Raw genomic sequence first — 22,571 nt, forward strand, 5'->3', positions numbered from 1 at the left:
TGTTAAGCAAAACGGCGCATCGCTCTTTCGATGCAGCCTGAGCGCACCTAAGGCATGAGCGTCGAACGCACCCTTCACCATTTCCCTCTCGATCCCGCCTCGCGACAGGTGCGTCTGGCGCTGGGCGAGAAGCGCCTGCCGTTTGTCGAGGTGCAGGTCCGCTACTGGGAGATGCCGCCAGAGTTCTCGGCGCTCAATCCGTCGGGCCTGCCGCCGGTGCTGGTCGAGACGCGCAACCAGCGCACCGTGACCGCCTGCGAGACCCGGGCCATCCTCGAGCACATCGAGGAGACGGAGGCCGAGCCGCCGCTGCTGGGCCGCGATCCGGCCGAGCGGGCCGAAGCCCGTCGGCTGCTCCAGTGGTTCGACCGCAAGTTCGACAACGAGGTCAACGGCTTCCTGTTGCACGAGAAGATGGAAAAGCGGTTGCTGCGGATGGGCGCGCCTGACCTCGCCGCGCTGCGCCAGGGGCGCGAAGCCCTGCGCATGCACCTGGGCTACATCGAGAGCCTGTTGCAGACCCGCGACTGGCTGGCGGGTCGCCGCATGAGCCTGGCCGATTTCGCGGCCGCCGCGCACCTGTCTGTCATCGACTATTTCGGCGACGTGCCTTGGAAGGACTTCCAGGCGGCCAAGACCTGGTACATGAAGCTCAAGTCGAGGCCGGCCTTCCGGCCCATCCTGGCCGACCGCTGGCCCGGCCTCGCGCCGGCCGCGCATTATGACGACCTCGACTTCTGAGCTGACCCCTCAAGCGATCAAGGATGAGATCCGCGCCGAAGCGCTCGCGCTTGGGTTCTCGACCTGTGGCTTCGCCGACGCGTCGGCGGCTTGGCCGAATGGCCAATGGCTGCGCGAATTCGTCGAGGCCGACCGTCACGGCGCCATGGGCTGGATGGAGGAGACGTTGGACCGGCGCTCCCATCCGACAGCCATGTGGACGGAGGCGAAGTCTGCCGTGGTGCTCGGCGTCAACTACGGTCCCGACATTGATCCTCTGGAACAATTGGCGCGGACTGACCGCGCGGCGATCTCGGTCTACGCCCAGGGCGACGACTATCACGACGTGATCAAGAAGCGGCTGAAAGTGCTGGCGGGCTGGATGCATCGCCGGTTCGGCCAGGACGTAAAGGTCTTCGTCGACACCGCGCCGCTGATGGAAAAGCCGCTGGCCCAGCGGGCGGGTCTCGGCTGGCAGGGGAAGCACACCAACCTGGTGTCGCGGGACTTCGGGTCGTGGCTGTTCCTGGGCAGCGTGCTGACCACCCTGGACCTGCCGCCGGACACGCCGGAGACCGACCACTGCGGCCGATGCAGCGCCTGCCTCGACATCTGCCCAACCAAGGCCTTTCCGGCGCCGCGCCAGCTGGATGCGCGGCGCTGTATCTCCTACCTGACGATCGAGCTCGCCGGGCCCATTCCCGTCGAGTTCCGGCCGGCGCTGGGCAACCGGATCTACGGCTGCGACGACTGCCTGGCGGTCTGTCCCTGGAACAAGTTCGCGTCGCTCTCCAGCGAGGCCAAGCTGCTGGCGCGAGAGGCGCTAAGGCAGCCGTCGCTGGCCGAGCTCGCTTTGCTGGATGACGCCCAGTTCCGGGCGCTCTTCTCGAAGAATCCGATCAAGCGGATCGGTCGCGACCGCTTTATCCGCAACGTGCTCTACGCGATCGGCAACAGCGGCGATGCCGAGCTGATGGCGATTGTCGAACCGCTTCTGAGCGATCCCGCGCCGATCGTGCGCGGCGCCGCCGTCTGGGCCGCGCGCCGGCTCTTGGGAGACGCGGCGGCGACCTTCAGGCGGCGCGAGGACGACGAGGCCGTCCTCGCGGAGTGGCTTTAGGCCTTCAGCGCCGCTTCCACCGCCGCGCGAGCGGCGGCGCCGAGGTCGGCGCGCTTCAGGGCCAGGGCGACATTGGCGCGCAGCAGGCCGATCTTGTCGCCGCAGTCGTGGGTGACGCCCTCGTAGACATAGGCGTGGAACGGCTGCTGCTGCATCAGCTTGGCCATCGAGTCGGTCAGCTGGATTTCGTTGCCGGCGCCCTTTTCCTGGCTGGCCAGCAGGTCGAAGATTTCCGGCTGCAGGATGTAGCGGCCGGCGATCGACCAGTTCGAGGGCGACGTGCCCTTGGCGGGTTTTTCGACCATGCCCGTCATGGTGGCCAGGCGACCGTCGACCTTGCCCGGCGCGACGATGCCGTACTTGTGGGTCTCGCTCTCGGGCACTTCCTCGACGCCGATGACGTTGCCGCCGCCGACCTTGTCATAGACCTCGATCAGCTGACCGAGGGCCGAGGGATCGGCGTCGACGATCACATCGGGCAGCATGACGGCGAACGGCTCGTCGCCGATGATGTCGCGCGCGCACCAGACCGCGTGACCCAGCCCCAGCGGGGCCATCTGACGGACGAAGCTCATCTCGCCCGGCTTGGGCAGTTCGGCCCGGAGCTGGTTGAGGATGTCGGTCTTGCCCTTGGCTTCGAGCTGGGCTTCCAGCTCGATCTGATGATCGAAATAGTCCTCGATCGCGCCCTTCGAACGGCCGGTGACGAAGACGAAGTGCTCGATGCCCGCCTTGCGGCCTTCTTCGACGATGTACGACAGGATCGGCCGATCGACGACGTTCAGAAGCTCCTTCGGCGTGGTCTTGGTGCCGGGCAGCACGCGGGTGCCAAGGCCGGCGACGGGAAGGACGGCTTTACGAACGGGTTTCATGGGCGGCTCGTCTGCTGTTGAGAGGCCGTTTCTAGAAAAGCTGACGGCCGAACACCACCACTGTTCCGTGAAATCGTTGGCATATCGTATCGAAGATGGAATACCGCACGCGCCGTGCTAGCTGAACGGCCAGTTTGGTCGAGGTCCCCATGCTCTGTCGTCGCCTGCTTCTGACACTCGCCGCCGCTGGTCTGGCGCTCGCCGCCTGCGGCCCCAGCAAGAAGGCCCAGGAGAATCTAGCCGCGGCGGACGCGTTCATGGCCAAGAACGCCAAGGAGCCCGGCGTCGTCACCTTGCCCCAGGGGCTGCAGTACAAGGTCGTGCGCGAAGGGCCACCGGGCGGCCTGCATCCCACGACCGCCGACGAGGTGAAGGTTCACTACGAAGGCAAGCTGCTGGACGGAACGGTGTTCGATTCGAGCTACGAGCGGGGCGTGCCGGCGGTGTTTCCGTTGGACGGCCTCGTGCCGGCTTGGGTCATCGCCCTTCAGCGCATGAAGGCCGGCGACGAGTGGATTCTCTATGTGCCGCCGGCCCTGGGCTATGGTGCGCAGGACAAGGGCCCGATCCCCGGAAACAGCGTGATGATCTTCCGGATCGAGCTCTTGGATGTGAATCGAATCGGTCCGGGCAGGCCGAAGGAATAGGGCCTAGACGGCGCGAGGCGGGTAGCCGCTCTCGCGCAGGGCGTCCATGACCTCCTGGGTGTGCTGGGCGTCGCGGGTCTCGATCGTGATGTCGAACTCCGCGCCCTTGGCCGGGACGTCCAGGGCGAGGCGGTTGTGGTTCACCTCGATGATGTTGGCCCCCATGGTCCCGATGACGGAGGCCACGGTCGACAGCAGGCCCGGGCGGTCGTCGCCGATGATCCGCAGGGAGACCAGCCGCTGGGCCCGCACCAGCTCACGGGTCAGGACCGAGGCGAGAAGGCGCGTGTCGATGTTACCGCCGCACAGGATGAGGCCGCATTTCTTGCCCCGGAAGCGCTCCGGATAGGCCAGGAGGGCCGCCAGCGAGGCCGCGCCGGCGCCTTCCGCGATCGTCTTCTCGACGTTGCAGTACAGCGAGACGGCCTGCTCCAGGTGCGGTTCTTCCAGCAGCAGGACGTCGTCGATCAGAGGCCGCACGACGCTGTAGGTCAGGTCGCCGACCTGCTTGACGGCGACGCCCTCGGCGATGGTCTGGCCGCCGCAGTGGGCGGCGACGCCGCGCATGCGGGCGGTGAACGACGGGTACATGGCCGGCTCGCAGCCGATCACGCGGATATCGGGCTTGAGCGCCTTGGCCGCGGTCGCCACGCCGCTGATCAGGCCGCCGCCGCCGATCGGCACCGGCAGGACCTCCAGGTCCGGCGCGTCTTCCAACATCTCCAGGGCGATCGTGCCCTGGCCGGCCATGATGTCGTAGTCGTCGAACGGGTGGACGAAAGTCAGGCCCTGCTCGGCGCAAAGCTTGCGCGCGTGGGCGTTGGCGTCGTCGTACGTCTCGCCTTCTATGACCACGGTCGCGCCGAAGTCACGGGTGTGCTGCACCTTCACGAAAGGCGTGGTCTTGGGCATGACGATGGTGACCGGCACGCCGAGTCGCGCGCCATGATAGGCCAGGCCCTGGGCGTGGTTGCCGGCGCTGGCGGCGATGACGCCCTTGGCCTTCTCGGCTTCCGAGAGGAGCATCAGCTTGTTCAGCGCGCCGCGCTCCTTGTAGGCGGCGGTGAACTGCAGGTTCTCGAACTTCACCCACACCTCGGCGCCGGTGATCTTCGACAAGGTCTTGGAGTGGCGGCACGGCGTGCGCTCGATCTGACCCTTCAGGCGGCCGGCGGCGGCTTGGATGGCGGCGAGGTCGAGGGTCATCTGATCAGCACTCAGTCGCGGCGAGGAAAGGGCCGTGGCCGCGCTCTAACACGGTCAAGCCATCCGGGCACACCCCTTTAGGGCGCCGTTTCGAGGAGCTTTTCGATCGCCATCCAGGCCTCAGGCTCGTCCAGCATCGGCGCGTGGCCGACGTTGGGGACCTCGGCATAGGCCATGTGGGGCGCGGCGGCGCGCATCCGCTCGGCGATCGCGGGGTCGATCAGGTCGGAGATGGCGCCGCGGATCAGGAGGAGGGGGCGGTCCTTCGCCAGGGCGCGGAACAGGGGGTACATGTCTGGGGGCGCGAGCGCCTGGCCGCCCTCGGCTTGGGTCTTGGCCGCAGCCTCGGCGGCCGCCTTGATCGGTGCGGAGATGTCGGGGTCGTAGGCGAGGACGAAGGCGCCGTCCTTCTCGTCGAACAGCCGGCGGGCGAAGACGTCCCAGTCCTCGGCGTCATAGGCCGGGAACGCCGCGACGTTGATCGCCCTGGCGTAGGCGACGGCGTCGTCCCAGGTCTCGAACCGGCTGGCTAGGCCCGTATAGCCGGCGATACGGGCCAGACCGATCGGCGACAGCTCCGGGCCGACGTCGTTCAACACCGCCGCCGCGATCGCCTGGGGCGTGATCGAAGTCAGCACCATGGAGATCAGGCCGCCCATGCTGGTGCCGACGAACACCGCCTTCTCGATCTCCGCCGCTTGCAGCAGCGCTACGATGTCGGCGGCATAGGTTCCCGGATGGTAGTTCATCGGGTTCGGGTCGCGGGCCGACAGGCCTCGCCCGCGCACGTCGACCGCCAGGACGCGGCGACCCTTGGCGGCGATCTTCGGCGCAAGGTCCTCGAAGTCGCGGGCGTTGCGGGTCAGGCCGTGGATACAGATCACCGGCAGCTTCTGGTCCTGGCCCTGGGGAGCGTAGTCCCTGGCATGCAGCGGCAGGCCTTCGGGCGAGGTCCAGAAGAAGTCGGTGAAGCCTTGCATGATCAGTCCTCGTAGACGAACGGCGAGTCGATTTCGGCCAGTCGCGGCGCGGCGTTGTCGCGGTCGTTGGCGGAGATCTCCGAAGCGGGGATGGGCCAATCGATCCCGATCGCCGGGTCGCTCCACCGCACGCCGCCCTCGGCCTGAGGCGCGTAGTAGTCGGTGACCTTGTAGAGCACCTCGCAGGCGTCGGTCAGGGTGACGTAGCCGTGGGCGAAGCCCTTGGGGACCAGCAGCTGCTGGCGGTTCTCGGCCGAAAGCTCGGCCCCCACCCACTGGCCGTAGGTCGGCGAGCCCTTGCGGATGTCGACCGCCACGTCGAAGATCGCGCCGACCACGCAGCGCAGCAGCTTGTCCTGGGCGTGCGGCGGCTTCTGGTAGTGCAGGCCGCGCTGGATGCCTCGCGTCGTCGAGCGGACGTGGTTGTCTTGCACGAAGGCCGCTTTGAAGCCGGCTTCCTCCAGCGCCGAGTGGCGGAAAGTCTCGGAAAACCAGCCGCGCTCATCGCCATGGCGCGCGGGCGTGATAAGCAGCACTTCGGGGATCGCCAGCGGCGTGATCTTCATGACGCGTACTTTGATTTGAGAAACAACTGGCCACCGATGCCGCCTGAGACGATGGAAGACAAGAGCGGCCCGGCGGTCAGCGTGGTGATCGTCTCGTACCAGAGCGGCCCGACCCTGGCCGAATGCCTGGCGCGCCTGGCGGTCCAGACGTTCCGCGATTTCGAGACGATCCTGATCGACAACGCCTCGACCGACGGCGCGCCCCAGGCGGCGGCCAAGGCCCATCCGTGGGTCGATTTCGTCGAGGCCGGCGCCAATCTCGGCTTCGCCGCCGGCAACAACCTGGCCGCCCGGCGGGCGAAGGGGCGATGGCTGGTCCTGCTGAACCCCGACGCCTATCCGGAGCCTGACTGGCTGGAAGAGCTGATGGCCGGCGTGGCGCGCCATCCGACGGTGAACAGCTTCGCCTCGCTGCAGCTGTCCGCCGACCGGCCGGGCCTGCTGGATGGCGCCGGCGACAACCTGACCAGCGCCGGCATCCCGTTCCGGGGCGGCTATGGCCGGAAGACGCCGGCCGCGCTGCCCGAGGGCGAGGTCTTCTCGGCCTGTGGCGCGGCGATGCTGATAGACCGACAGCTCTTCCTGGAGGTCGGCGGCTTCGACGAGCGCTATTTCTGCTACTGTGAAGACGTGGACCTTGGTTATCGGCTCAGGCTGCTCGGCCAGCCGACCCTGCTGCTGCCCAAGGCCAAGGTCGCCCATGTCGGCTCGGCCAGCACCGGCGTGCGCTCGGATTTTGCGATCTTCCATGGCTCGCGCAACCGCGTCTGGACCTTCCTGAAGAACACGCCGGGATGGCTCTTCCCGGTCTCCCTGCCCCTGCATGTGGCGGTGACCGCCGGCTTGTTACTGCTGCACTGGCGGCGCGGCGACGTGGCGCCAGCGATCCGGGGGATCAAGGCGGCGCTCAAGCGCGAGGACCTTGACGCGGTGATGGCTGACCGCCGCGCGACCCAGGTCAAGCGCAAGGCGTCACCCGGCGCGATTCTGCGGGTCATGTCGATCGATCCGGCGGCCTTCATCGGCCGGCGGTTTGTGATCCGTAAAGCCCGTAACCTCTAGACCGCCAGGTCCTCGATCAGCCGGCGCATGAAGGCCGCGCCGCGCTGCATCTGGCTGATCTCGACGTATTCGTCGGGATGGTGGGCCTGGTCGATCGAGCCGGGCCCGCAGATCACGGTCGAGAAGCCCGCGCCCTGGAACTGCCCGGCCTCCGCGGCGTACGGCACGACCCGCGCCGGGCCGTTGTCGCCGGCCAGCCTGCGGGCGAAGGCCTCGGCGACGCCGTCCTCCTCGGGCGCGAAGGCCGGGGTCAAGGAGCGACGCTCGACCTTCACGCCGCCTTCTGGCGCCTTGGTCTTGATCTCGGCGTCCATCCGCTGGGCGGCCGCGAAGAAGTCCGCCAGCAGCGCCTCGGGGTCCATGCCGGCCGGCGTACGCAGGTCGAAGACGAAGACACACTCGCGCGCCAGAATGTTCACGGCCGTGCCGCCATTGACCTGGCCGATGGTCAGGGTCGCGCCCTTGGGCGTGAACGGCGAGTTCGGATCGGCCTCGCGTTCCAGGCGCTCTGAAAGCTCGACCAGCATGGACATCAGCTTGATGGCGGCCATGTTGGCCGAGACGCCCAGGTGGGTGAGGCTGGAATGCGCCTCTCGGCCTGTGACGGTGACGATGAAGCTGGCGATGCCCTTGTGCGCGCGGACGGCGACCATGTCGGTCGGTTCGCCGACCACCACCAGGGCTGGGCGCGGCGCCTCGCGGGCGATGACCTCGATCATGTCCGGCGCGCCCAGGCACCCGACCTCCTCATCGTAGGAGAAGGCCAGATGCACCGGCTTGCGCAGCGTGGCCTTGGCCAGATCCGGCGCGGCGGCCAGCGCCAGGGCCAGGAACCCCTTCATGTCGCAGGTCCCGCGCCCGTAGAGCCGGCCCTCCCGCTCGGTCAGGGCCCATGGATCGCTGGACCAGGGCTGGCCATCGACCGGAACGACGTCTGTGTGGCCTGACAGAACGACCCCACCTTCGACCGCCGGGCCGATCAGGGCCATCAGGTTCGACTTCGTCCCGTCCGCGCTGGGCACGCGCCGCGAGGGCACGCCGAGGTCGGCGAGATAGGCTTCGATCCACTGAATCAGATCCAGGTTCGAGCGCCGCGAGGTGGTGTCGAAGGCGACCAGCTTGGCCAGGATGTCGATCGCGCGGTCCGACAGGGCTTCGGAGGAGGAAATCATCACTCGAACGTAGACCCGTTCTCCCTCCTACGCCTACCCGCCAGCGCCGACTCGTCTGGCGTTGGTCTGCGATAGGGCATGGTTGTGCCGCATCGGCGGCTTCCGGGCGATTGCCTGGGCGATTTCATGCGCATGGGCCACCAGTGCAGGCTTTTCTTGGCGGTCATCGTTCTCTAGAGGGAGCGGACCATGATCCTGACCCTCTCCTGCCCCGACCAGCGCGGCATCGTCGCCAAGGTGTCCGCCTTCCTTTTCGAGCGCGGCTGCAACATTCTGGACGCCCAGCAGTTCGACGACCAGGAGACCGGTCAGTTCTTCATGCGCGTGGTGTTCGACGCCGACGGCGCCGATCGGGCGGCCCTGCGCGAGGACTTCGGCGCACTGGCCGAACCGCTGAAGATGAAGTGGACCCTGCGCAATCGCGCCGACCGCTATCGGGTGCTGCTGCTGGCCAGCAAGTTCGATCACTGCCTGGCCGACCTCGTCTACCGCTGGCGCATCGGCGAGCTGCCGATGGACATCGCCGGCGTCGTCTCGAACCATCCGGCCGAGACCTATGCTCACATCGACCTTTCCGACCTGTCCTTCCACCACCTGCCGGTGACCAAGGAGACCAAGTTCGAGCAGGAAGCCGAGCTCTGGAAGCTGATCCAGGAGACGAGGACCGACATCGTGGTGCTCGCCCGCTACATGCAGGTGCTGTCGGACGGCCTGGCGGCCAAGCTGCAGGGCCGCTGCATCAATATCCACCACTCGTTCCTGCCGGGCTTCAAGGGCGCTAAGCCCTACCATCAGGCCCACGCGCGGGGTGTGAAACTGATCGGCGCCAGCGCCCACTACGTGACCGGCGACCTCGACGAAGGCCCGATCATCGAGCAGGACGTCGAGCGCATCAGCCACCGCGACACGCCGGAAGACCTGGTCCGCAAGGGGCGTGACATCGAGCGTCGCGTGCTGGCGCGGGCCCTGCGTTATCGCCTGGAAGACCGCGTTCTGCTGAACGGCCGCAAGACCGTGGTGTTCACGGACTAAGGGCCGCTCACTGCTCGACGGTTGCAAGTACACTAAAAACTGGAGTACGGGCTGGCGCTTCCAATCCCGAGGGCTCTCCGGCGCATGTCGCAACAGAATCTCCGCGTGATGGTGACCGGCGGGTCCGGTTTCATCGGCTCGGCCGTGTGCCGCCACCTAGCGGGCCAGAACGACGTCGCGATCCTCAACTTCGACAAGCTGACCTACGCCGCCTCGCCAGCCAGCTTGGCGTTGCTGGAGGGCAAGGCCGACTACCAGTTCGTCCAGGGCGACGTCGCCGACGCGGCGGCGGTGTCGGCGACGATCAAGGCCTTCCGGCCGAACGTGATCATGCATTTGGCCGCCGAAAGCCACGTCGACCGCTCGATCACCGGCCCCGGCGAGTTCATCCAGACCAATATCGTCGGCACGTACGTCATGCTGCAGGCGGCCCTGGATCACTGGCAGGGCCTGAGCGGCGAGGACAAGGATCTCTTTCGCTTCCACCACATCTCGACCGACGAGGTGTTCGGCAGCCTGGGCGCGGAAGGCCTGTTCAGCGAGACCACGCCCTACGACCCGCGCTCGCCCTATTCGGCGTCGAAGGCCTCGTCGGATCACCTAGCCCGCGCCTGGCAGCACACCTACGGCCTGCCGGTGGTGGTCTCGAACTGCTCGAACAACTACGGGCCCTATCACTTCCCCGAAAAGCTGATCCCGCTGGTCACGCTGAACGCCCTCGAAGGCAAGCCGCTGCCGGTCTACGGCAAGGGCGACAACGTCCGCGACTGGCTGTACGTGGAGGACCACGCCCGCGCCCTGCACCTCATCGCCACCCAGGGTGTTCCGGGCGAGAGCTACAATGTCGGGGGCCGCAACGAGCGCACCAACCTGCAGGTGGTCGAGGCGATCTGCGATGTGCTGGATGAGCTGCGTCCCCTGCCGGACCAGACGCGGCGCGACCTGATCACCTTCGTCGCCGACCGCCCAGGCCATGACGCGCGCTACGCCATCGACGCCACCAAGCTGGAGACGGAGCTCGGCTGGAAGGCCCAGGAAACCTTCGAGACCGGCCTGCGCAAGACGATCCAGTGGTACCTGGACAACGAGGCCTGGTGGGCGCCGCTGCGCGAGCGCTACGCCGGCCAGCGCCTGGGCCTGAAGACCGCCTGATGGCCGGTCCGCGCATCGCCCTGTTCGGGGCCAACGGCCAGCTAGGCTCGGATATCGGGACGCTCGCGGCCCAGCGGGGGCTCCACCTTGTCCCTGTGACCCGCGACCAGCTCGACGCGTCCGATCCCGCCGCGGCGTTTGACGGTCTGTCCTTCGACGTCGCTATCAACTGCGTCGCCGTCACGCGCGTCGACGACTGCGAGAAGGACCCCGGGCCGGCCGTGGCGGTCAACGCGCATTTCGCCGGCCGGCTCGCCCAGGCCTGCGCCGCCAAGAGGGCGCGACTGGTTCAGGTCTCGACCGACTATGTCTATGGCGGCCAGCCTGAGCGTGAGCCGCTGTCGGAGACCGTTGCTCGCGCGCCGGTCAATGTCTACGGCGCGACCAAGGCGCTGGGCGAGGATCTGGCGCGCCTGGCGCATGACGATGTCATCGTCGTCCGCGTGGCGTCGTTGTTTGGCGTCGCCGGCGCCAGCGGCAAGGGCGGCAATTTCGTCGAGACCATGCTGCGCCTTGGCCAGGAGCGAGGTCGCCTGACCGTCGTCGCCGACCAGATCATGTCGCCCACCGCGTCGTGGGACGCGGGTGAGGCGATCCTCGACTTGATCACGGCGGAAGGGCCCGCCGGCGACTACCACGTCGTCAATTCGGGCGTCGCTAGCTGGTGGGATTTCGCCGCGCGCATCATCGAGCGGGCGGACGTCGCCGCCGAGGTTGCGCCCATTCCGACCAGCGCTTTCCCCACCCCCGCGCGGCGTCCGCCTTACAGCGCGCTGTCGAACGCCAAGCTTTGCGCCGCTATCGGGCGGCCGATGCCGCACTGGACCGAGGCGCTCGATCGCTATCTCCGCGCCAAGGGCCGCCTCTGAAACGCGCCGCAAATCCTCCACGATCATCGCGTTGAACCGCCAACCCCGGTGCGAAAGGCTTCACGTTTCGCGAAATTCCGCTCTAGGGTCGGCCGTCAGGACTGAAGAAGAAGACGTAATGAAGGGTATTATCCTCGCCGGCGGCTCCGGTACGCGCCTGCATCCGGTGACCATGGCGATCAGCAAGCAACTGCTGCCGGTCTTCGACAAGCCGATGATCTACTATCCGCTGTCGGTGCTGATGATGGCCGGCGTGCGGGATGTCTTGATCATCTCCACGCCCCGAGACCTGCCCCTGTTCGAAGGCCTGCTGGACGACGGCGGGCGCTGGGGCATCAACATCAGCTACGCCGAGCAGGCCCACCCGAATGGCCTGGCCGAGGCCTACCGCATCGGCGCGGACTTCGTCGGAAACGAGCCGAGCATCCTCGTCCTCGGCGACAACCTGTTCTACGGCGCGGGCCTGGGGCGGATCCTGCAGGGCGCCAAGGAACGGTCCAAGACCGGCGCCAGCGTCTTCGCCTACTTCGTCAACGACCCGCAGCGTTATGGCGTCGTCGAGTTCGACGCGCAGGGCAAGGCGATCTCGATCGAGGAAAAGCCGCAGAAGCCGCGCTCGAACTGGGCGGTCACGGGCCTCTACATGTACGACAGCCGCGTCGTGGACTTCGCGCGGGACCTGAAGCCCTCCGCCCGCGGCGAGCTTGAGATCACTGACATCAACCGGCTCTATCTGGAGGCCGGCGCCCTGTCGGTCGAGCGCATGGGTCGCGGCTTTGCCTGGCTCGACACCGGCACGCACGACAGCCTGCTGGAGGCGTCCGAATTCGTCCGCACACTGGAGCACCGCCAGGGCCTGAAGATCGGCTGCGTCGAGGAGGTCGCCCACCAGAATGGCTGGATCTCCAGTGAGCAGCTGCTGGGGCTGGCGCATGACCTGAAGAACTCGCCGTATGGGGCCTATCTGAAGATGATCGCCTCGCAGGGCTGATCTACGACCTTGAGCCCCTGGAAAACGTCGCCCGCGTCGGCGACAGTCCCGAGGGCAAGATGTTCGTCGGGAGATCGTTGTGTCCAGGAAGTTGATCTCCGTCGCTATCGCGTCGGCGCTGTTCGCCCTTTCGGCGGCTCCGGTCCTTGCGCGACAGACCTCCACGCTTCCCGCGCAGACCGAGATCCGGATCGACAAGGCGCGGATCGACGCCGCGCTCCAGGCCATGGTCGCCAGCGGACGCGCCGTCGGCGTCTCGGCCCTGGTCTGGCAGGACGGCCGCGAGCGGTACTTCGGCAGCGTCGGCATGGCCGACCGCGAGGCCGGCAAGCCGATGCGACGCGACACGCTGGTTCAGATCTACTCGATGACAAAGCCGGTCACGGGCGTAGCCCTTATGCAACTCTGGGAGCAGGGCAAGTTCGGCCTCGATGATCCGCTGTCGCGCTACCTGCCCGAGTTCGCGGATATCAAGGTGATCGACGGCCAAGGCGGCGTGCGTCCGCCCGCCCGACCGATCATCATCCGGGACATCCTGCGCCATACAGCCGGCTTCTCGTACGGGATGCGCGACACCGCCGCCGACGCGGCGTTCAAGGCGGCCGACCCCCTCGGTCTCCAGAACGATCTGTCCGAGTTCGGCCGCCGCCTCGCTAAGGTCCCGCTGATGTACGACCCAGGCGAGCGCTGGAGCTACAGCGCCGCGGTGGATGTCCAGGCGCTGCTGGTCGAGAAGCTGTCGGGCCAGCCGTTCGAGGCTTACGTCAAGGCTCACATCCTCGACCCGCTGGGCATGAAGGGCACCGGCTGGACCCAGCCTGAGTCCGCCTTCCCGCGCCTCGCCGCCGTCTACAACAAGGGCGCGGACGGAAAGCTCGCCAAGGAAGATCCCGCCGAGACGCGGCGGATGAACTTCGATCCGTCGCGCCGCATGACCATGGGCGGGGCCGGCCTCGTGGCATCGATCGACGACTATGGGCGATTCACGCGGATGCTCCTGGGCGGCGGATCGCTGGACGGGATGAAGATCCTCAACCCCTCCACCGTGCGGCTGATGGCCACCGACCATCTGGATCCGCGCGTCACCGACCGCTGGTGGCTGCCGAACAAGGGCTCGGTCGGGTTCGGCTTCGACTTCGCCGTCCGTGTGAAGCAGCCCCAGACAGCGACGGAAAATCGCGGCGCGGTCGGGGAGTTTTTCTGGGACGGGCGTGACAGCACCTTGTTCTGGGTCGACCCAGTGAACAGGCTTACCGCCGTGTTCTTCGTCCAGACCTTTCCGTTCGACGGCACGCTGCACCATGATCTTCGCAAGGCGGTGTACGGAGCCGGCTATCTGGGGCCGAAGGGCGACTGAAGCGTCTTGGCGGCGCGCCGCTGGCGTGGGCGTGGGAACAGGCTAGTCTCCCGGCCATGACTCGCGCCCATCCTCGCTTTCTGGAATTCTTCGCCGGCGGCGGCATGGCCCGCATTGGTTTGGGCGACGGCTGGACGTGCGCCTTCGCCAACGATTTCGATCCGGTGAAGGCTGCGACCTATCGGGCCAATTTCCAGGACGCCGAGGCCCATTTCCATCACGGGGACGTCTTCGCGCTGAATGCTGACGATTTGCCGACGGCGGACGTCGCCTGGGCGTCGAGCCCCTGCCAGGATTTCAGCCTCGCCGGCGCCCGGGCGGGCCTGGCGGGCGGCAAGTCTTCCGCCTTTTTCGGCTTCTGGACGCTGATGAAGGCGCTGTCGGCCGAAGGGCGCGCCCCGCCGGTGATCGTCATCGAAAACGTCGTGGGTCTCCTGACCTCGCACCACGGCGAGGACTTCACCGCCCTGTGCGGCGTGCTGAGCGAGGAAGGCTACCGCTTCGGCGCCCTGGAGATCGACGCGGCGGTCTTCTTGCCGCAGTCTCGCCCGCGTGTGTTCGTCGTCGCCACCCGCCTGCCGACCGACGGCCTGGAGGGCGCCAGCGCCTTCCACAGCCGCGCCATTCGCGAGGCGGCCGCTCGTCTGCCCGAAGACCTGCAAGCACACTGGATCTGGTGGGGCGCGCCCGCGCCGCCCGCCCGTAACACCGACCTCTCTGCCATGCTCGAACCGGACGAGACGGTGAGCTGGAACCCGCAGGAACGCACCGAAGCGCTGCTCGCCCTGATGGCTCCGGCCCATCGCGAGGCTGTGGAGGCAAGGCGAAACGCCAGCGGCCGATCGGTTGGCGCAGTCTTCCGCCGTATGCGCGGCGCCCAGCAACGGGCCGAGGTGCGGTTCGACGGCCTGGCCGGCTGCCTTCGCACCCCGCGCGGCGGTTCGTCCCGGCAGACGCTGCTGGTGATCGATGAAGGCCAGATACGGTCGCGCCTGCTTACCCCGCGCGAAGGCGCACGCCTAATGGGCCTTCCCGACAGCTACCAGCTGCCCAAGTCGCAGACCGGCGGCCTGCAGGTGGTTGGCGACGGGGTCGCCGTTCCGGCTGTGCGGTGGCTTGCGGAAACGCTCCTGGAGCCGCTCGTCTATAGCAAAACTGCAAGCCTTGCCGCCGAATGACCCCCTGACAGCGTGGGGCTGGAGGTCTAGGGTGCGCCGCTTCCCGCAACCTCCGAGGTGTTCCGATGGACGACGCTTCTTCCCTCTATGACGCCGCCCGCTTCAAGCGCGCTGGTCGCGGTAAGGTCTACGACTCGATTATCGACACGATCGGCGACACGCCTCTGGTCCGTCTGCCGCGGCTGTCGGCCGAGCTGAAGCCCAAGGGCGAGGTGCTGGCCAAGCTGGAATTCTTCAACCCGATCGCGTCGGTCAAGGACCGCATCGGCGTCTCGATGATCGAGTCGCTGGAGGCCCAGGGCATCCTGAAGCCCGGCGCGACCATCGTCGAACCCACAAGCGGCAACACCGGTATCGCGCTCGCCTTCGTGGCCGCGGCCAAGGGTTACAAGCTGACGCTCGTCATGCCGGAGAGCATGTCGATCGAACGCCGCAAGATGCTGCTGCTGCTCGGCGCGAAGCTGGAGCTGACCCCCGCCGAAAAGGGCATGCGCGGCGCCGTCGCCCGCGCCCAGGAGCTGATTGAGGCCACCCCCGGCGCGGTCATGCCCCAGCAGTTCGAGAACAGCGCCAACCCGCTGGTTCACCGGGTCTCGACGGCCGAGGAGATTTGGAACGACACCGCCGGCGCGGTGGACGCCGTGGTGTCGGGCGTCGGCACCGGGGGCACGATCACCGGCGTCGGCCAAGTGCTGAAGGCTCGCAAGCCTTCGTTGAAGATGGTGGCCGTCGAGCCCGAGGCTTCGCCGGTGCTGTCTGGCGGCGCGCCGGGTCCGCACAAAATCCAGGGCATCGGCGCGGGCTTCGTGCCGGGCGTTCTAGATCGCGGCGTGATCGACGACATTGTCCAGGTCAGCAACGACGACGCCTTCGCCATGGCGCGCCGCGCGGCCGCCGTCGAGGGCCTCCCGGTCGGCATCAGCTCGGGCGCGGCCCTGACCGCCGCCTTCGATCTGGCCCTACGCGACGAGTACAAGGGTAAGACGATCGTGGCGATCATCCCGAGCTTCGCCGAGCGCTACCTGTCGACCGCTCTGTTCGACGGGCTCTAAGGCTGGCGGGCGCTTGACCGACGTCTACGACAAGGCCAAGCGCTCCGCCGTCATGGCGCGGGTCAAGAGCAAGGACACTTCGCCCGAAAGGACGGTCCGCCGCATCCTGACCGGACTTGGCGCGCGCTATCGGCTGCATCGCAAGGACCTGCCTGGCAGCCCGGACATCGTGATGCCTGGGCGAAAGCTGGCGGTCTTCGTCCATGGCTGCTTCTGGCACGGGCACGACTGCGCGCGCGGGGCGCGTGTCCCAAAGGCCAATCGCGACTACTGGCTAGCCAAGGTGGCGCGCAACAGGGCGCGCGACGACCAGGCCCAGAGCGCTCTGCGCGACGGCGGCTGGCGCGTCGAGATCGTCTGGGAATGCGAGCTCAAGGACAAGGAGCGCCTGGCCCAGCGCCTGGTCGAACGGCTGGCCCCGCCGCGTGCGTCCGCAAACTAGGCTGAAGATCGAGAATCCTGGTCCGCCGCGGTCGATCGTCCGTTGGCGGACGGTGCGCGAGCTAGGGCGGCGTATAGTTCGAACGGGTCGATGGGCTTGGACACGCGGTCGTTCATGCCGGCGGCGAAGCATGCCTCCCAGTCTTCCACGGACTCGGAGGCCGTGACCGCGATCACCGGCGCCTGCTGGTTGGGCCCGCTGGACGCGCGGAGCGTCCTAGTCGCGGCCCGGCCATCCATGCCTGGCATGTAGACGTCCATCAGCACCACGTCGAAGACTTCGGATTGCAGCAGCTCCAGGGCGCGCTCGGCGGATTCGGCCAGGGTGGCGCGCACCCCCAGGGGCTCGAGCACCAACTCGAGTGCGCGGCGATTGACGAGATGGTCGTCGACCACCAGCACTCTCAGATCGGCCACGGGCGCCGTCGGCGCGGTCTCTACCGGGGGCTCGGCGATCTCGAGCGTGGCGCTGAGCGTAAAGCGGGCGCCCCCGCCCGGCGGACTTGTCGCGGAGATGTCGCCGCCCATCAGCCGCGCCAGCTCCCGGCTGATGGCCAGCCCCAGGCCCGAACCGCCGTGGTGCCGCGCGATCGCCTCGCCAAGCTGCTCGAAAGGCGTGAACAGGCGCGACAGCGAGGTCTCGGGAATGCCAGGCCCCGTATCGGCGACCTCGACCGTCAGCAGCACGCGAGAGCCGTCGATCTTCACATGCGGGGAGACCGTGATCTCGCCGCGGGTCGTGAATTTCAGCGCGTTGGACAACAGGTTGTTCAGCACCTGGCGCAGCCGCATGCCGTCGCCCGCGACCCAGCGTGGAAGCGCCGCCGCGCCCTTGACCCGCAGACGCAGGCCCTTGCGGGTCGCTTCCGGGCGCCACAGTCGGACCGTGTCGGCGATCGTCTGGCGCAGGTTGAAGGGCGCCTTCTCGACGGACATGCGTCCGGCCTCCAGGCGGGAGAAGTCCAGAAGATCGTTGAGCAGGCCGCGCATCAACCCACCGGCGTCGGCGATCAACTGCGCCTGGATCCGCGAACTGGCGTCCGGAGCCTCGCCCTGTAGTCTCGCCGCCCCGGCTAGGATGGCGCTGATCGGCGTGCGCAGCTCGTGACTGATCATCGCTACGAAGGCCGATTTGGCGGCGACGGCCTCCTCGGCCTCGTGACGCCGCCGTTCGGCTTCGTCCTTGGCCCTGGCCGCCGCTCTCAGCGCGGTATGCAGGGTGTGCGCGGCGATCGCTACGGTCGCGATCAACAGCAGCGCGCCGAACCAGATGGCGTTCGCCAGGGGCGATTCCGGATTGGCCGTCCGCGCCACCAGCGGAACGATCAGCAGGTAGGCCACATAGGGTGTCGCCGCCGACACGATCGCCGAACGCTGGCTGCCGTTGATCACGACCACGTTCAGCAGAGCGCCGGCCAGCAGCATGCCGCCTAGCGTCGGGGCGAACCGCGACTGCGAGGCGAACAGCGGCACCGAAAGGAAGCCGAACACCGTGGAGGTCATGAAAGGCAGCACGGTCGCGGCCAGGCCGCGCCACAGGGCCTGGGCGCGCTCGGACCTGCCTCGCATCCAGCTCCAGCCGCCGAGTTCGACCATCTGGAGAGTCGCGTAGGTGGCCGCCCAGAGCCATACCCAGCGAAGACCGACGTATACATCGAGGATCACGGCGATGGAGAAGGCCGCGATCAGGCGCAGCACCATGTTCGCGCGCCGTGAGGCGAGCGCGTTGGCGGCCTGCCGTTTCTCTCCCACCGAGCGCATCCGCGCTGTTCCCTCCAAGGCCTGACTGACGGCCTTGGCCCGCAATCTAGCCGCGAAGGGATAAGATGGTGTGAAAAGACATATGTATGATCAATGGGTTGGCCCAAAATGAGCCATGCAGGGCATTTCGCGTAACGATCAGGCGCCGTCCACCGCCGGGTTTGGGCCGAAGGCCGCCGCAAGTTGCGCCTGATCGACGCCCTGCAGTTCCAGCCGCTTTAGCCTGGCGGTCTCGCCTGACGCCACCCGCACGGCTGAGCGGGGAACCCTCAGGGTCTTGGCGATAAGGGCCACCAGGGCGGCGTTGGCGGCGCCGTCGACGGGCGGGCTGGCGACGCGGACCTTGAGGTAAGCCCGGCCATCCGCGTCCACCGCCCAGCCGTCCACCGCGTCGCGACCCCCGCGCGGCGTCAGCCGCACCGCCAGGATCTCAGCCAAAGGGGCCGATCAGCGCCGCTTCGAGCGCGGGCAGGATGAAGATCTGAACGCCGCGCAGCAGCAGCAGGACGATGATCGGGCTGATGTCGACGCCGCCGATGGCGGGAATGAGCCGGCGGAACGGGCTCAGGATCGGATCGGTGATCCGATCGAGCACGGTGGCGATGTTGTAGACCACCTGATTGCGGCGGTTGATTACGTCGAACGCGAACAGCCAGCTCAGGATCGCCGAGATCACGATGGCCCACCAGAGGAGGTCCACCAGCGCGTTGATGATAAAGAAGACGAGATGGATGATCGGGGCCATGGGTTTTCCGTCGAGACGCCTGAGCTTCTTGCCCCGCCGCGACGATGCTGACAAGGCGGCGTGAAAACCCGGTTGACGAGACGGCTCAGGGGCCGTATCTCCGCCGCTCCTTGGGGCCGTAGCTCAGATGGTAGAGCGCCTCGTTCGCAATGAGGAGGTCAGGGGTTCGATTCCCCTCGGCTCCACCAAGGACCTCTCAAAAGCGTGACGATGGACGGGGCCTTGAAGGGCCTGACCTGTGCGATCATGCGCTTTAGGATCGGCGCCTATCTTCCTGCGACCACGCGCCACAGCCCAGCTTAACCAGATAGACGAGATCGAAACCTAACGTTCCGACGCGCCCAAGAGATTGGCGTCGAGGGTCGAATGCGTCAGCGCCACCATATCGCGCTCCGGCTTGGAGCGATCATTTCCACCGTCTTCGCAGCGATTGCTGGCGGGCCGGCCTTCGCGGGCGATACGTCCAGCAAGGCGATCACCTTCAGCGGCGGCTACACGGTCGACGTGGCGGGCGTCGTGAGCGGCGGCTTGGCCAAGCGCGGGCGGGTGTTGGACGATCTCCAGGTCGGCGCCGACGTTGACCTGGACAAGGCTGTCGGCTGGAAGGGCGCTAAGGCCCACATCCTCCTGCTGAACAACAGCGGCGCCATGCCCAATGACGACGCCGGCACGCTGCAGGGCGTCGACAACATTGAGGTGTCACGCCAGCGCGCCCGCCTTTTCGAGGCCTGGGTGGAGCAGAATGTCGGCGCCAACGCCTCCGTGCTCGTCGGTCTCTATGATCTCAACAGCGAATTCTACGCCAATGAAAGCGCCGGCCTGCTGCTGGCGCCGGCCTTCGGCATCGGCTCGGAGCTGGCGGCGACCGGGCCGAACGGGCCTTCCATCTTTCCGTCGACGGCGCTTTCGGCGCGTGTGCGCTGGACGCCGAACGCGCATGTCTATGTCCAAGCCGCCGCGATCAACGCCCATGCCGGCGTCGTCGGCGACCCTGGCGGGATCTGCACCCATTTCGAGCACGGTCTGCTGACCATCGCCGAGGCTGGCTGGCAGGGGCGTGGCAAGGTCGCCGTAGGGGCCTGGCGCTACACCAAGAAGCAGCCGGACATTCGGGATGTGACCGCCGCCGGCTACCCCGCCGCCAAGACGGCGCAGGGGGCCTATCTGCTGCTAGAACGCCAGCTGACCGGCGAAGGCGAAGACGCGGTGCGCAAGACGACCGCGTTCGCGCGGCTGGGCCTGTCCGACGGCGACACCACGGCGTTCAAGGGAGGCTGGCAGGCGGGATTGCTTGTCGAGCACGTCTTCGAGGGGCGTCCGGACAGCGCCTTCTCGATCGGCTTGAACCAGGCGCTTCTCACGGGGAAGTTCCGGGCCAACGCTTTCGATGAAGGTCAGCGCCTGACCCGCGCGGAAAGCGCGATCGAAGTGACCTATTCGGACAAGATCGGTCCGGTCACGATCCAGCCGGACCTGCAGTATGTCCGCAATCCCGGCGCCGACGGCGGCGTCGGTCACGCCCTGGTCGCTACGGTGCGGTTCGGGGTGGCGTTCTGACGCCACCCCGTCCGTAATCTAGGCCAAAGCCGCTTCGGCGACGGCCTCGGCGGTGATGCCGAACTTCTGGTACAGAACCTCGAACGGAGCCGAGGCGCCGAAGCTCTTCATGCCGACGAACTTGCCGGTCTCGCCGATGAAGCGCTCCCAGCCCATGCGCACGCCCGCCTCCACTGCGATGCGGACCGGCGCCGTGCCGATGACGGCGGCCTGGTAGGCGGCGTCCTGCTTTTCGAATAGCTCCCAGCAGGGGGTCGAGACGACGCGGGTCGGCTTGCCGTTGGCCTGCAGGATGTCGCGCGCGGCGACGGCGACGCCGACCTCCGTGCCCGAGGCGAAGATCGTCACTTCCGCCTCGCCGCCGTCGGCCGACAGCAGCTCGTAGGCGCCCTTGGCCGACAGGTCGCCGCCTTGCGCGCGCACGTGCGGGGTTTTCTGGCGCGACAGGGTCATCACGGACGGCGTACGGGCCTGCTGCAGGGCGACCTTCCAGCATTCGGCGGCTTCCACCGCGTCGGCCGGGCGGAAGACGAGCAGGTTCGGGATGGCGCGCAAGCTGGCGACATGCTCGACCGGCTGGTGGGTCGGGCCATCTTCGCCGAGACCGATGGAGTCGTGGGTCATCACGTGGATGACGCGGGCCTCCATCAGGGCGCCCAGGCGGATCGCGGCGCGGCTGTAGTCGGCGAAGGCCAGGAAGGTGCCGGAGTAGGGGATCACGCCGCCGTGCAGCGACATGCCGTTCATGGCCGCGGCCATGCCGAACTCGCGCACGCCGTAGTGAACGTAGCGGCCCTTGTAGTCAGGCGTGTCGAACGCGCCCATGCCCTTGACAAGGGTGTTATTCGAGCCGGTCAGGTCGGCCGAGCCGCCGATCATCTCGGGGATCGCCGGGATCAGGTGATCCAGGGCCGACCCCGAGTGAACGCGGGTGGCGTTGACAGGCTTGGTCTCCAGGGCCTTGTCGATGTGGGCGTCCAGCGCTTCGAAAGCGTTGGCCGGAAGTTCGCCCGCCATGGCCCGCTTGAACTCGCTGGCCTGGATCGAGGCGGCCAGCTTGCCTTCCCAGGCCTTGCGGACCTTCGCGCCGCGGCGGCCGACGCTCTTCCAGGCCTTGGCGATGTCGTCGGGCACGGTGAACGGCGCGGCGTCCCAGCCCATCGCCTCGCGGGCGGCTTTGATCTGGTCGTCGAACAGGGTGTAGCCGTGGCTGTGGGGGTCGCCTTCCTTGGGACCCGCGCCCTTCGAGATCAGCGTCTTGCACGCGATCATGGTCGGGCGGTCCTGCTTGGTCGCCCAGCGCAGGGCGGCGGCGATCTTGCCGTGGTCGTGGCCGTCGACGACCTTCACCGCCCAGCCGGCGGCCTTGAAGCGGGCGACCTGGTCGCCGGTCTCCGAGATCGTGGCCTCGCCGTCGATCGTGGTGTTGTTGTCGTCGAACAGCACCGTCAGCTTCTTCAGGCGCAGGCGCCCGGCGATGCTGATCGCCTCGTGGCTGACGCCCTCCATCAGGCAGCCGTCGCCGGCGATCACCCAGGTGCGGTGGTCGACGAGGTCATGGCCGAAACGGGCGGCGAGGTGGGCTTCGGCCATCGCCATGCCGACGGCGGTAGCCAGGCCTTGGCCAAGCGGGCCGGTGGTGGTCTCGACGCCGGGCGTGTGGTGGACTTCCGGGTGGCCGGGGGTCAGCGAACCCCACTGACGGAAGTTCTCGATCTCCTTCATCGTCACGGCCTTGAAGCCGGTCAGGTGGAGCAGCGAATAGAGCAGCATAGAGCCGTGGCCGGCCGAGAGCACGAAGCGGTCGCGGTCGTGCCAGTGGGGCTGGCTCGCGTCGAACTTCAGGAACTTGCTCCACAGCACCGTCGCGACGTCGGCCATGCCCATCGGCATGCCTTGGTGTCCGGACTTGGCCTTGTGCACGGCGTCCATGGAAAGGACGCGGATCGCGTCGGCCATCTTGATGGGCGAAACGGGCATGGAAGTACCGTCTTATCGTTGTTTTGCAGGTCTGCGCGACGGGCGCAGTCGCATGGGAACCCGGAGGGGTCAACCCGCGACAAAGTCATTGTCCGGGAGCCGAACGTCCGC

At 67.5% G+C, this 22,571-nt stretch carries 22 protein-coding genes and 1 tRNA gene; 14 read left to right on the forward strand and 9 right to left on the reverse strand.

What is annotated here, in order from left to right; all coding sequences use genetic code 11:
- Positions 1-54: 54 nt before the first annotated feature.
- Entirely contained in the window at positions 55-741 is a 687-nt protein-coding gene (fzlA, locus tag DI526_RS06600) for an FtsZ-binding protein FzlA (RefSeq protein ID WP_304275668.1), read from the forward strand.
- Positions 722-1,840: a tRNA epoxyqueuosine(34) reductase QueG gene (queG, locus tag DI526_RS06605; RefSeq protein WP_304275671.1), complete on the forward strand. Its 1,119-nt coding sequence runs from the start codon at positions 722-724 to the stop codon at positions 1,838-1,840. The genes fzlA and queG overlap by 20 nt, the downstream gene beginning before the upstream one ends.
- On the opposite strand, the gene DI526_RS06610 is transcribed toward queG, so the two are convergent.
- On the reverse strand, positions 1,837-2,712 hold the full coding sequence (locus tag DI526_RS06610; RefSeq protein ID WP_304275673.1) for a UTP--glucose-1-phosphate uridylyltransferase: 876 nt from the start codon (positions 2,710-2,712) through the stop codon (positions 1,837-1,839). The genes queG and DI526_RS06610 overlap by 4 nt on opposite strands.
- 134 nt (positions 2,713-2,846) lie before the next feature.
- Here DI526_RS06610 and DI526_RS06615 point away from each other — a divergent pair, with 134 nt between their 5' ends.
- Positions 2,847-3,359, forward strand: coding sequence for an FKBP-type peptidyl-prolyl cis-trans isomerase (locus DI526_RS06615; protein ID WP_304275676.1), 513 nt, complete (start codon positions 2,847-2,849; stop codon positions 3,357-3,359).
- Positions 3,360-3,362: 3 nt separating this feature from the next.
- On the opposite strand, the gene DI526_RS06620 is transcribed toward DI526_RS06615, so the two are convergent.
- From DI526_RS06620 to rfbC, 3 genes are all read right to left on the reverse strand, one after another.
- A complete protein-coding gene (locus DI526_RS06620; RefSeq protein ID WP_304275679.1) occupies positions 3,363-4,565 on the reverse strand; it encodes a threonine ammonia-lyase in 1,203 nt (400 codons plus the stop codon).
- A 77-nt stretch (positions 4,566-4,642) separates the two neighbouring features.
- Positions 4,643-5,545: an alpha/beta fold hydrolase gene (locus tag DI526_RS06625; RefSeq protein WP_304275682.1), complete on the reverse strand. Its 903-nt coding sequence runs from the start codon at positions 5,543-5,545 to the stop codon at positions 4,643-4,645.
- A gap of 2 nt (positions 5,546-5,547) precedes the next feature.
- Positions 5,548-6,111, reverse strand: coding sequence for a dTDP-4-dehydrorhamnose 3,5-epimerase (rfbC, locus tag DI526_RS06630; RefSeq protein ID WP_304275684.1), 564 nt, complete (start codon positions 6,109-6,111; stop codon positions 5,548-5,550).
- Positions 6,112-6,147: 36 nt separating this feature from the next.
- Here rfbC and DI526_RS06635 point away from each other — a divergent pair, with 36 nt between their 5' ends.
- Positions 6,148-7,173, forward strand: a complete 1,026-nt coding sequence (locus DI526_RS06635; protein WP_304275687.1) for a glycosyltransferase family 2 protein — start codon at positions 6,148-6,150, stop codon at positions 7,171-7,173.
- Here DI526_RS06635 and argE read toward each other — a convergent pair.
- A complete protein-coding gene (gene argE, locus DI526_RS06640; RefSeq protein ID WP_304275688.1) occupies positions 7,170-8,345 on the reverse strand; it encodes an acetylornithine deacetylase in 1,176 nt (391 codons plus the stop codon). The genes DI526_RS06635 and argE overlap by 4 nt on opposite strands.
- A 189-nt stretch (positions 8,346-8,534) precedes the next feature.
- Here argE and purU point away from each other — a divergent pair, with 189 nt between their 5' ends.
- The 8 genes from purU to DI526_RS06680 all read left to right on the forward strand — a co-directional run bounded on the left by purU (position 8,535) and on the right by DI526_RS06680 (position 16,418).
- Positions 8,535-9,377, forward strand: a complete 843-nt coding sequence (gene purU, locus DI526_RS06645; RefSeq protein WP_304275692.1) for a formyltetrahydrofolate deformylase — start codon at positions 8,535-8,537, stop codon at positions 9,375-9,377.
- Between the two features lie 84 nt (positions 9,378-9,461).
- Positions 9,462-10,529 (forward strand): dTDP-glucose 4,6-dehydratase, encoded by a 1,068-nt coding sequence (gene rfbB, locus DI526_RS06650; RefSeq protein ID WP_304275694.1) that lies wholly within the window; start codon positions 9,462-9,464, stop codon positions 10,527-10,529.
- On the forward strand, positions 10,529-11,398 hold the full coding sequence (gene rfbD, locus DI526_RS06655; protein ID WP_304275697.1) for a dTDP-4-dehydrorhamnose reductase: 870 nt from the start codon (positions 10,529-10,531) through the stop codon (positions 11,396-11,398). The genes rfbB and rfbD overlap by 1 nt, the downstream gene beginning before the upstream one ends.
- 118 nt (positions 11,399-11,516) lie before the next feature.
- Entirely contained in the window at positions 11,517-12,389 is an 873-nt protein-coding gene (gene rfbA / locus DI526_RS06660; RefSeq protein ID WP_304275700.1) for a glucose-1-phosphate thymidylyltransferase RfbA, read from the forward strand.
- A 79-nt stretch (positions 12,390-12,468) separates the two neighbouring features.
- Positions 12,469-13,746: a serine hydrolase gene (locus DI526_RS06665; RefSeq protein WP_304275704.1), complete on the forward strand. Its 1,278-nt coding sequence runs from the start codon at positions 12,469-12,471 to the stop codon at positions 13,744-13,746.
- A gap of 56 nt (positions 13,747-13,802) precedes the next feature.
- The gene (locus tag DI526_RS06670; protein ID WP_304275705.1) at positions 13,803-14,924 is read left to right on the forward strand and encodes a DNA cytosine methyltransferase; all 1,122 of its coding nucleotides are present in this window, start codon (positions 13,803-13,805) and stop codon (positions 14,922-14,924) included.
- A gap of 65 nt (positions 14,925-14,989) precedes the next feature.
- On the forward strand, positions 14,990-15,976 hold the full coding sequence (gene cysK, locus DI526_RS06675) for a cysteine synthase A (RefSeq protein ID WP_304275708.1): 987 nt from the start codon (positions 14,990-14,992) through the stop codon (positions 15,974-15,976).
- 13 nt (positions 15,977-15,989) lie between these two features.
- Complete coding sequence (locus tag DI526_RS06680) at positions 15,990-16,418, forward strand: very short patch repair endonuclease (RefSeq protein WP_304275711.1); 429 nt, start codon at positions 15,990-15,992, stop codon at positions 16,416-16,418.
- Here DI526_RS06680 and DI526_RS06685 read toward each other — a convergent pair.
- The 3 genes from DI526_RS06685 to DI526_RS06695 form a co-directional block, all read right to left on the reverse strand.
- Positions 16,415-18,118 (reverse strand): ATP-binding protein, encoded by a 1,704-nt coding sequence (locus tag DI526_RS06685; protein ID WP_304275713.1) that lies wholly within the window; start codon positions 18,116-18,118, stop codon positions 16,415-16,417. The genes DI526_RS06680 and DI526_RS06685 overlap by 4 nt on opposite strands.
- Before the next feature lie 198 nt (positions 18,119-18,316).
- Entirely contained in the window at positions 18,317-18,616 is a 300-nt protein-coding gene (locus DI526_RS06690; protein ID WP_304275716.1) for a DUF167 domain-containing protein, read from the reverse strand.
- A complete protein-coding gene (locus DI526_RS06695; RefSeq protein ID WP_304275721.1) occupies positions 18,609-18,923 on the reverse strand; it encodes a YggT family protein in 315 nt (104 codons plus the stop codon). Before DI526_RS06695 ends, DI526_RS06690 begins: the two co-directional genes overlap by 8 nt.
- Positions 18,924-19,035: 112 nt before the next feature.
- Between DI526_RS06695 and DI526_RS06700 the strand changes: the two genes are divergently transcribed.
- Both DI526_RS06700 and DI526_RS06705 read left to right on the forward strand, forming a co-directional pair.
- Positions 19,036-19,111, forward strand: a tRNA-Ala gene (locus tag DI526_RS06700).
- Positions 19,112-19,289: 178 nt separating this feature from the next.
- The gene (locus DI526_RS06705) at positions 19,290-20,480 is read left to right on the forward strand and encodes a carbohydrate porin (RefSeq protein WP_304275723.1); all 1,191 of its coding nucleotides are present in this window, start codon (positions 19,290-19,292) and stop codon (positions 20,478-20,480) included.
- 18 nt (positions 20,481-20,498) lie between these two features.
- Here DI526_RS06705 and tkt read toward each other — a convergent pair whose 3' ends face one another.
- Entirely contained in the window at positions 20,499-22,460 is a 1,962-nt protein-coding gene (gene tkt, locus DI526_RS06710; protein WP_304275725.1) for a transketolase, read from the reverse strand.
- Between the last annotated feature and the right edge of the window lie 111 nt (positions 22,461-22,571).

The organism is Caulobacter segnis (assembly GCF_003243465.1).
GTDB classification, from domain to species: domain Bacteria; phylum Pseudomonadota; class Alphaproteobacteria; order Caulobacterales; family Caulobacteraceae; genus Caulobacter; species Caulobacter segnis_A.

Excerpts from the sequence above, each read along its gene's own strand:
- DI526_RS06610 (WP_304275673.1), bottom strand. The coding sequence starts at position 2,712 with ATGAAACCCGTTCGTAAAGCCGTCCTTCCCGTCGCCGGCCTTGGCACC.
- DI526_RS06620 (WP_304275679.1), bottom strand. The coding sequence starts at position 4,565 with ATGACCCTCGACCTCGCCGCCATCCAAGCCGCCGCCGGCCGCCTGAAG.
- argE (WP_304275688.1), bottom strand. The coding sequence starts at position 8,345 with ATGATTTCCTCCTCCGAAGCCCTGTCGGACCGCGCGATCGACATCCTG.
- rfbA (WP_304275700.1), top strand. The coding sequence starts at position 11,517 with ATGAAGGGTATTATCCTCGCCGGCGGCTCCGGTACGCGCCTGCATCCG.
- DI526_RS06695 (WP_304275721.1), bottom strand. The coding sequence starts at position 18,923 with ATGGCCCCGATCATCCATCTCGTCTTCTTTATCATCAACGCGCTGGTG.
- queG (WP_304275671.1), top strand. The coding sequence starts at position 722 with ATGACGACCTCGACTTCTGAGCTGACCCCTCAAGCGATCAAGGATGAG.
- rfbD (WP_304275697.1), top strand. The coding sequence starts at position 10,529 with ATGGCCGGTCCGCGCATCGCCCTGTTCGGGGCCAACGGCCAGCTAGGC.
- DI526_RS06625 (WP_304275682.1), bottom strand. The coding sequence starts at position 5,545 with ATGCAAGGCTTCACCGACTTCTTCTGGACCTCGCCCGAAGGCCTGCCG.
- tkt (WP_304275725.1), bottom strand. The coding sequence starts at position 22,460 with ATGCCCGTTTCGCCCATCAAGATGGCCGACGCGATCCGCGTCCTTTCC.
- DI526_RS06705 (WP_304275723.1), top strand. The coding sequence starts at position 19,290 with ATGCGTCAGCGCCACCATATCGCGCTCCGGCTTGGAGCGATCATTTCC.
- DI526_RS06670 (WP_304275705.1), top strand. The coding sequence starts at position 13,803 with ATGACTCGCGCCCATCCTCGCTTTCTGGAATTCTTCGCCGGCGGCGGC.
- fzlA (WP_304275668.1), top strand. The coding sequence starts at position 55 with ATGAGCGTCGAACGCACCCTTCACCATTTCCCTCTCGATCCCGCCTCG.
- purU (WP_304275692.1), top strand. The coding sequence starts at position 8,535 with ATGATCCTGACCCTCTCCTGCCCCGACCAGCGCGGCATCGTCGCCAAG.
- DI526_RS06685 (WP_304275713.1), bottom strand. The coding sequence starts at position 18,118 with ATGGTGCTGCGCCTGATCGCGGCCTTCTCCATCGCCGTGATCCTCGAT.
- rfbC (WP_304275684.1), bottom strand. The coding sequence starts at position 6,111 with ATGAAGATCACGCCGCTGGCGATCCCCGAAGTGCTGCTTATCACGCCC.
- cysK (WP_304275708.1), top strand. The coding sequence starts at position 14,990 with ATGGACGACGCTTCTTCCCTCTATGACGCCGCCCGCTTCAAGCGCGCT.
- DI526_RS06635 (WP_304275687.1), top strand. The coding sequence starts at position 6,148 with ATGCCGCCTGAGACGATGGAAGACAAGAGCGGCCCGGCGGTCAGCGTG.
- rfbB (WP_304275694.1), top strand. The coding sequence starts at position 9,462 with ATGTCGCAACAGAATCTCCGCGTGATGGTGACCGGCGGGTCCGGTTTC.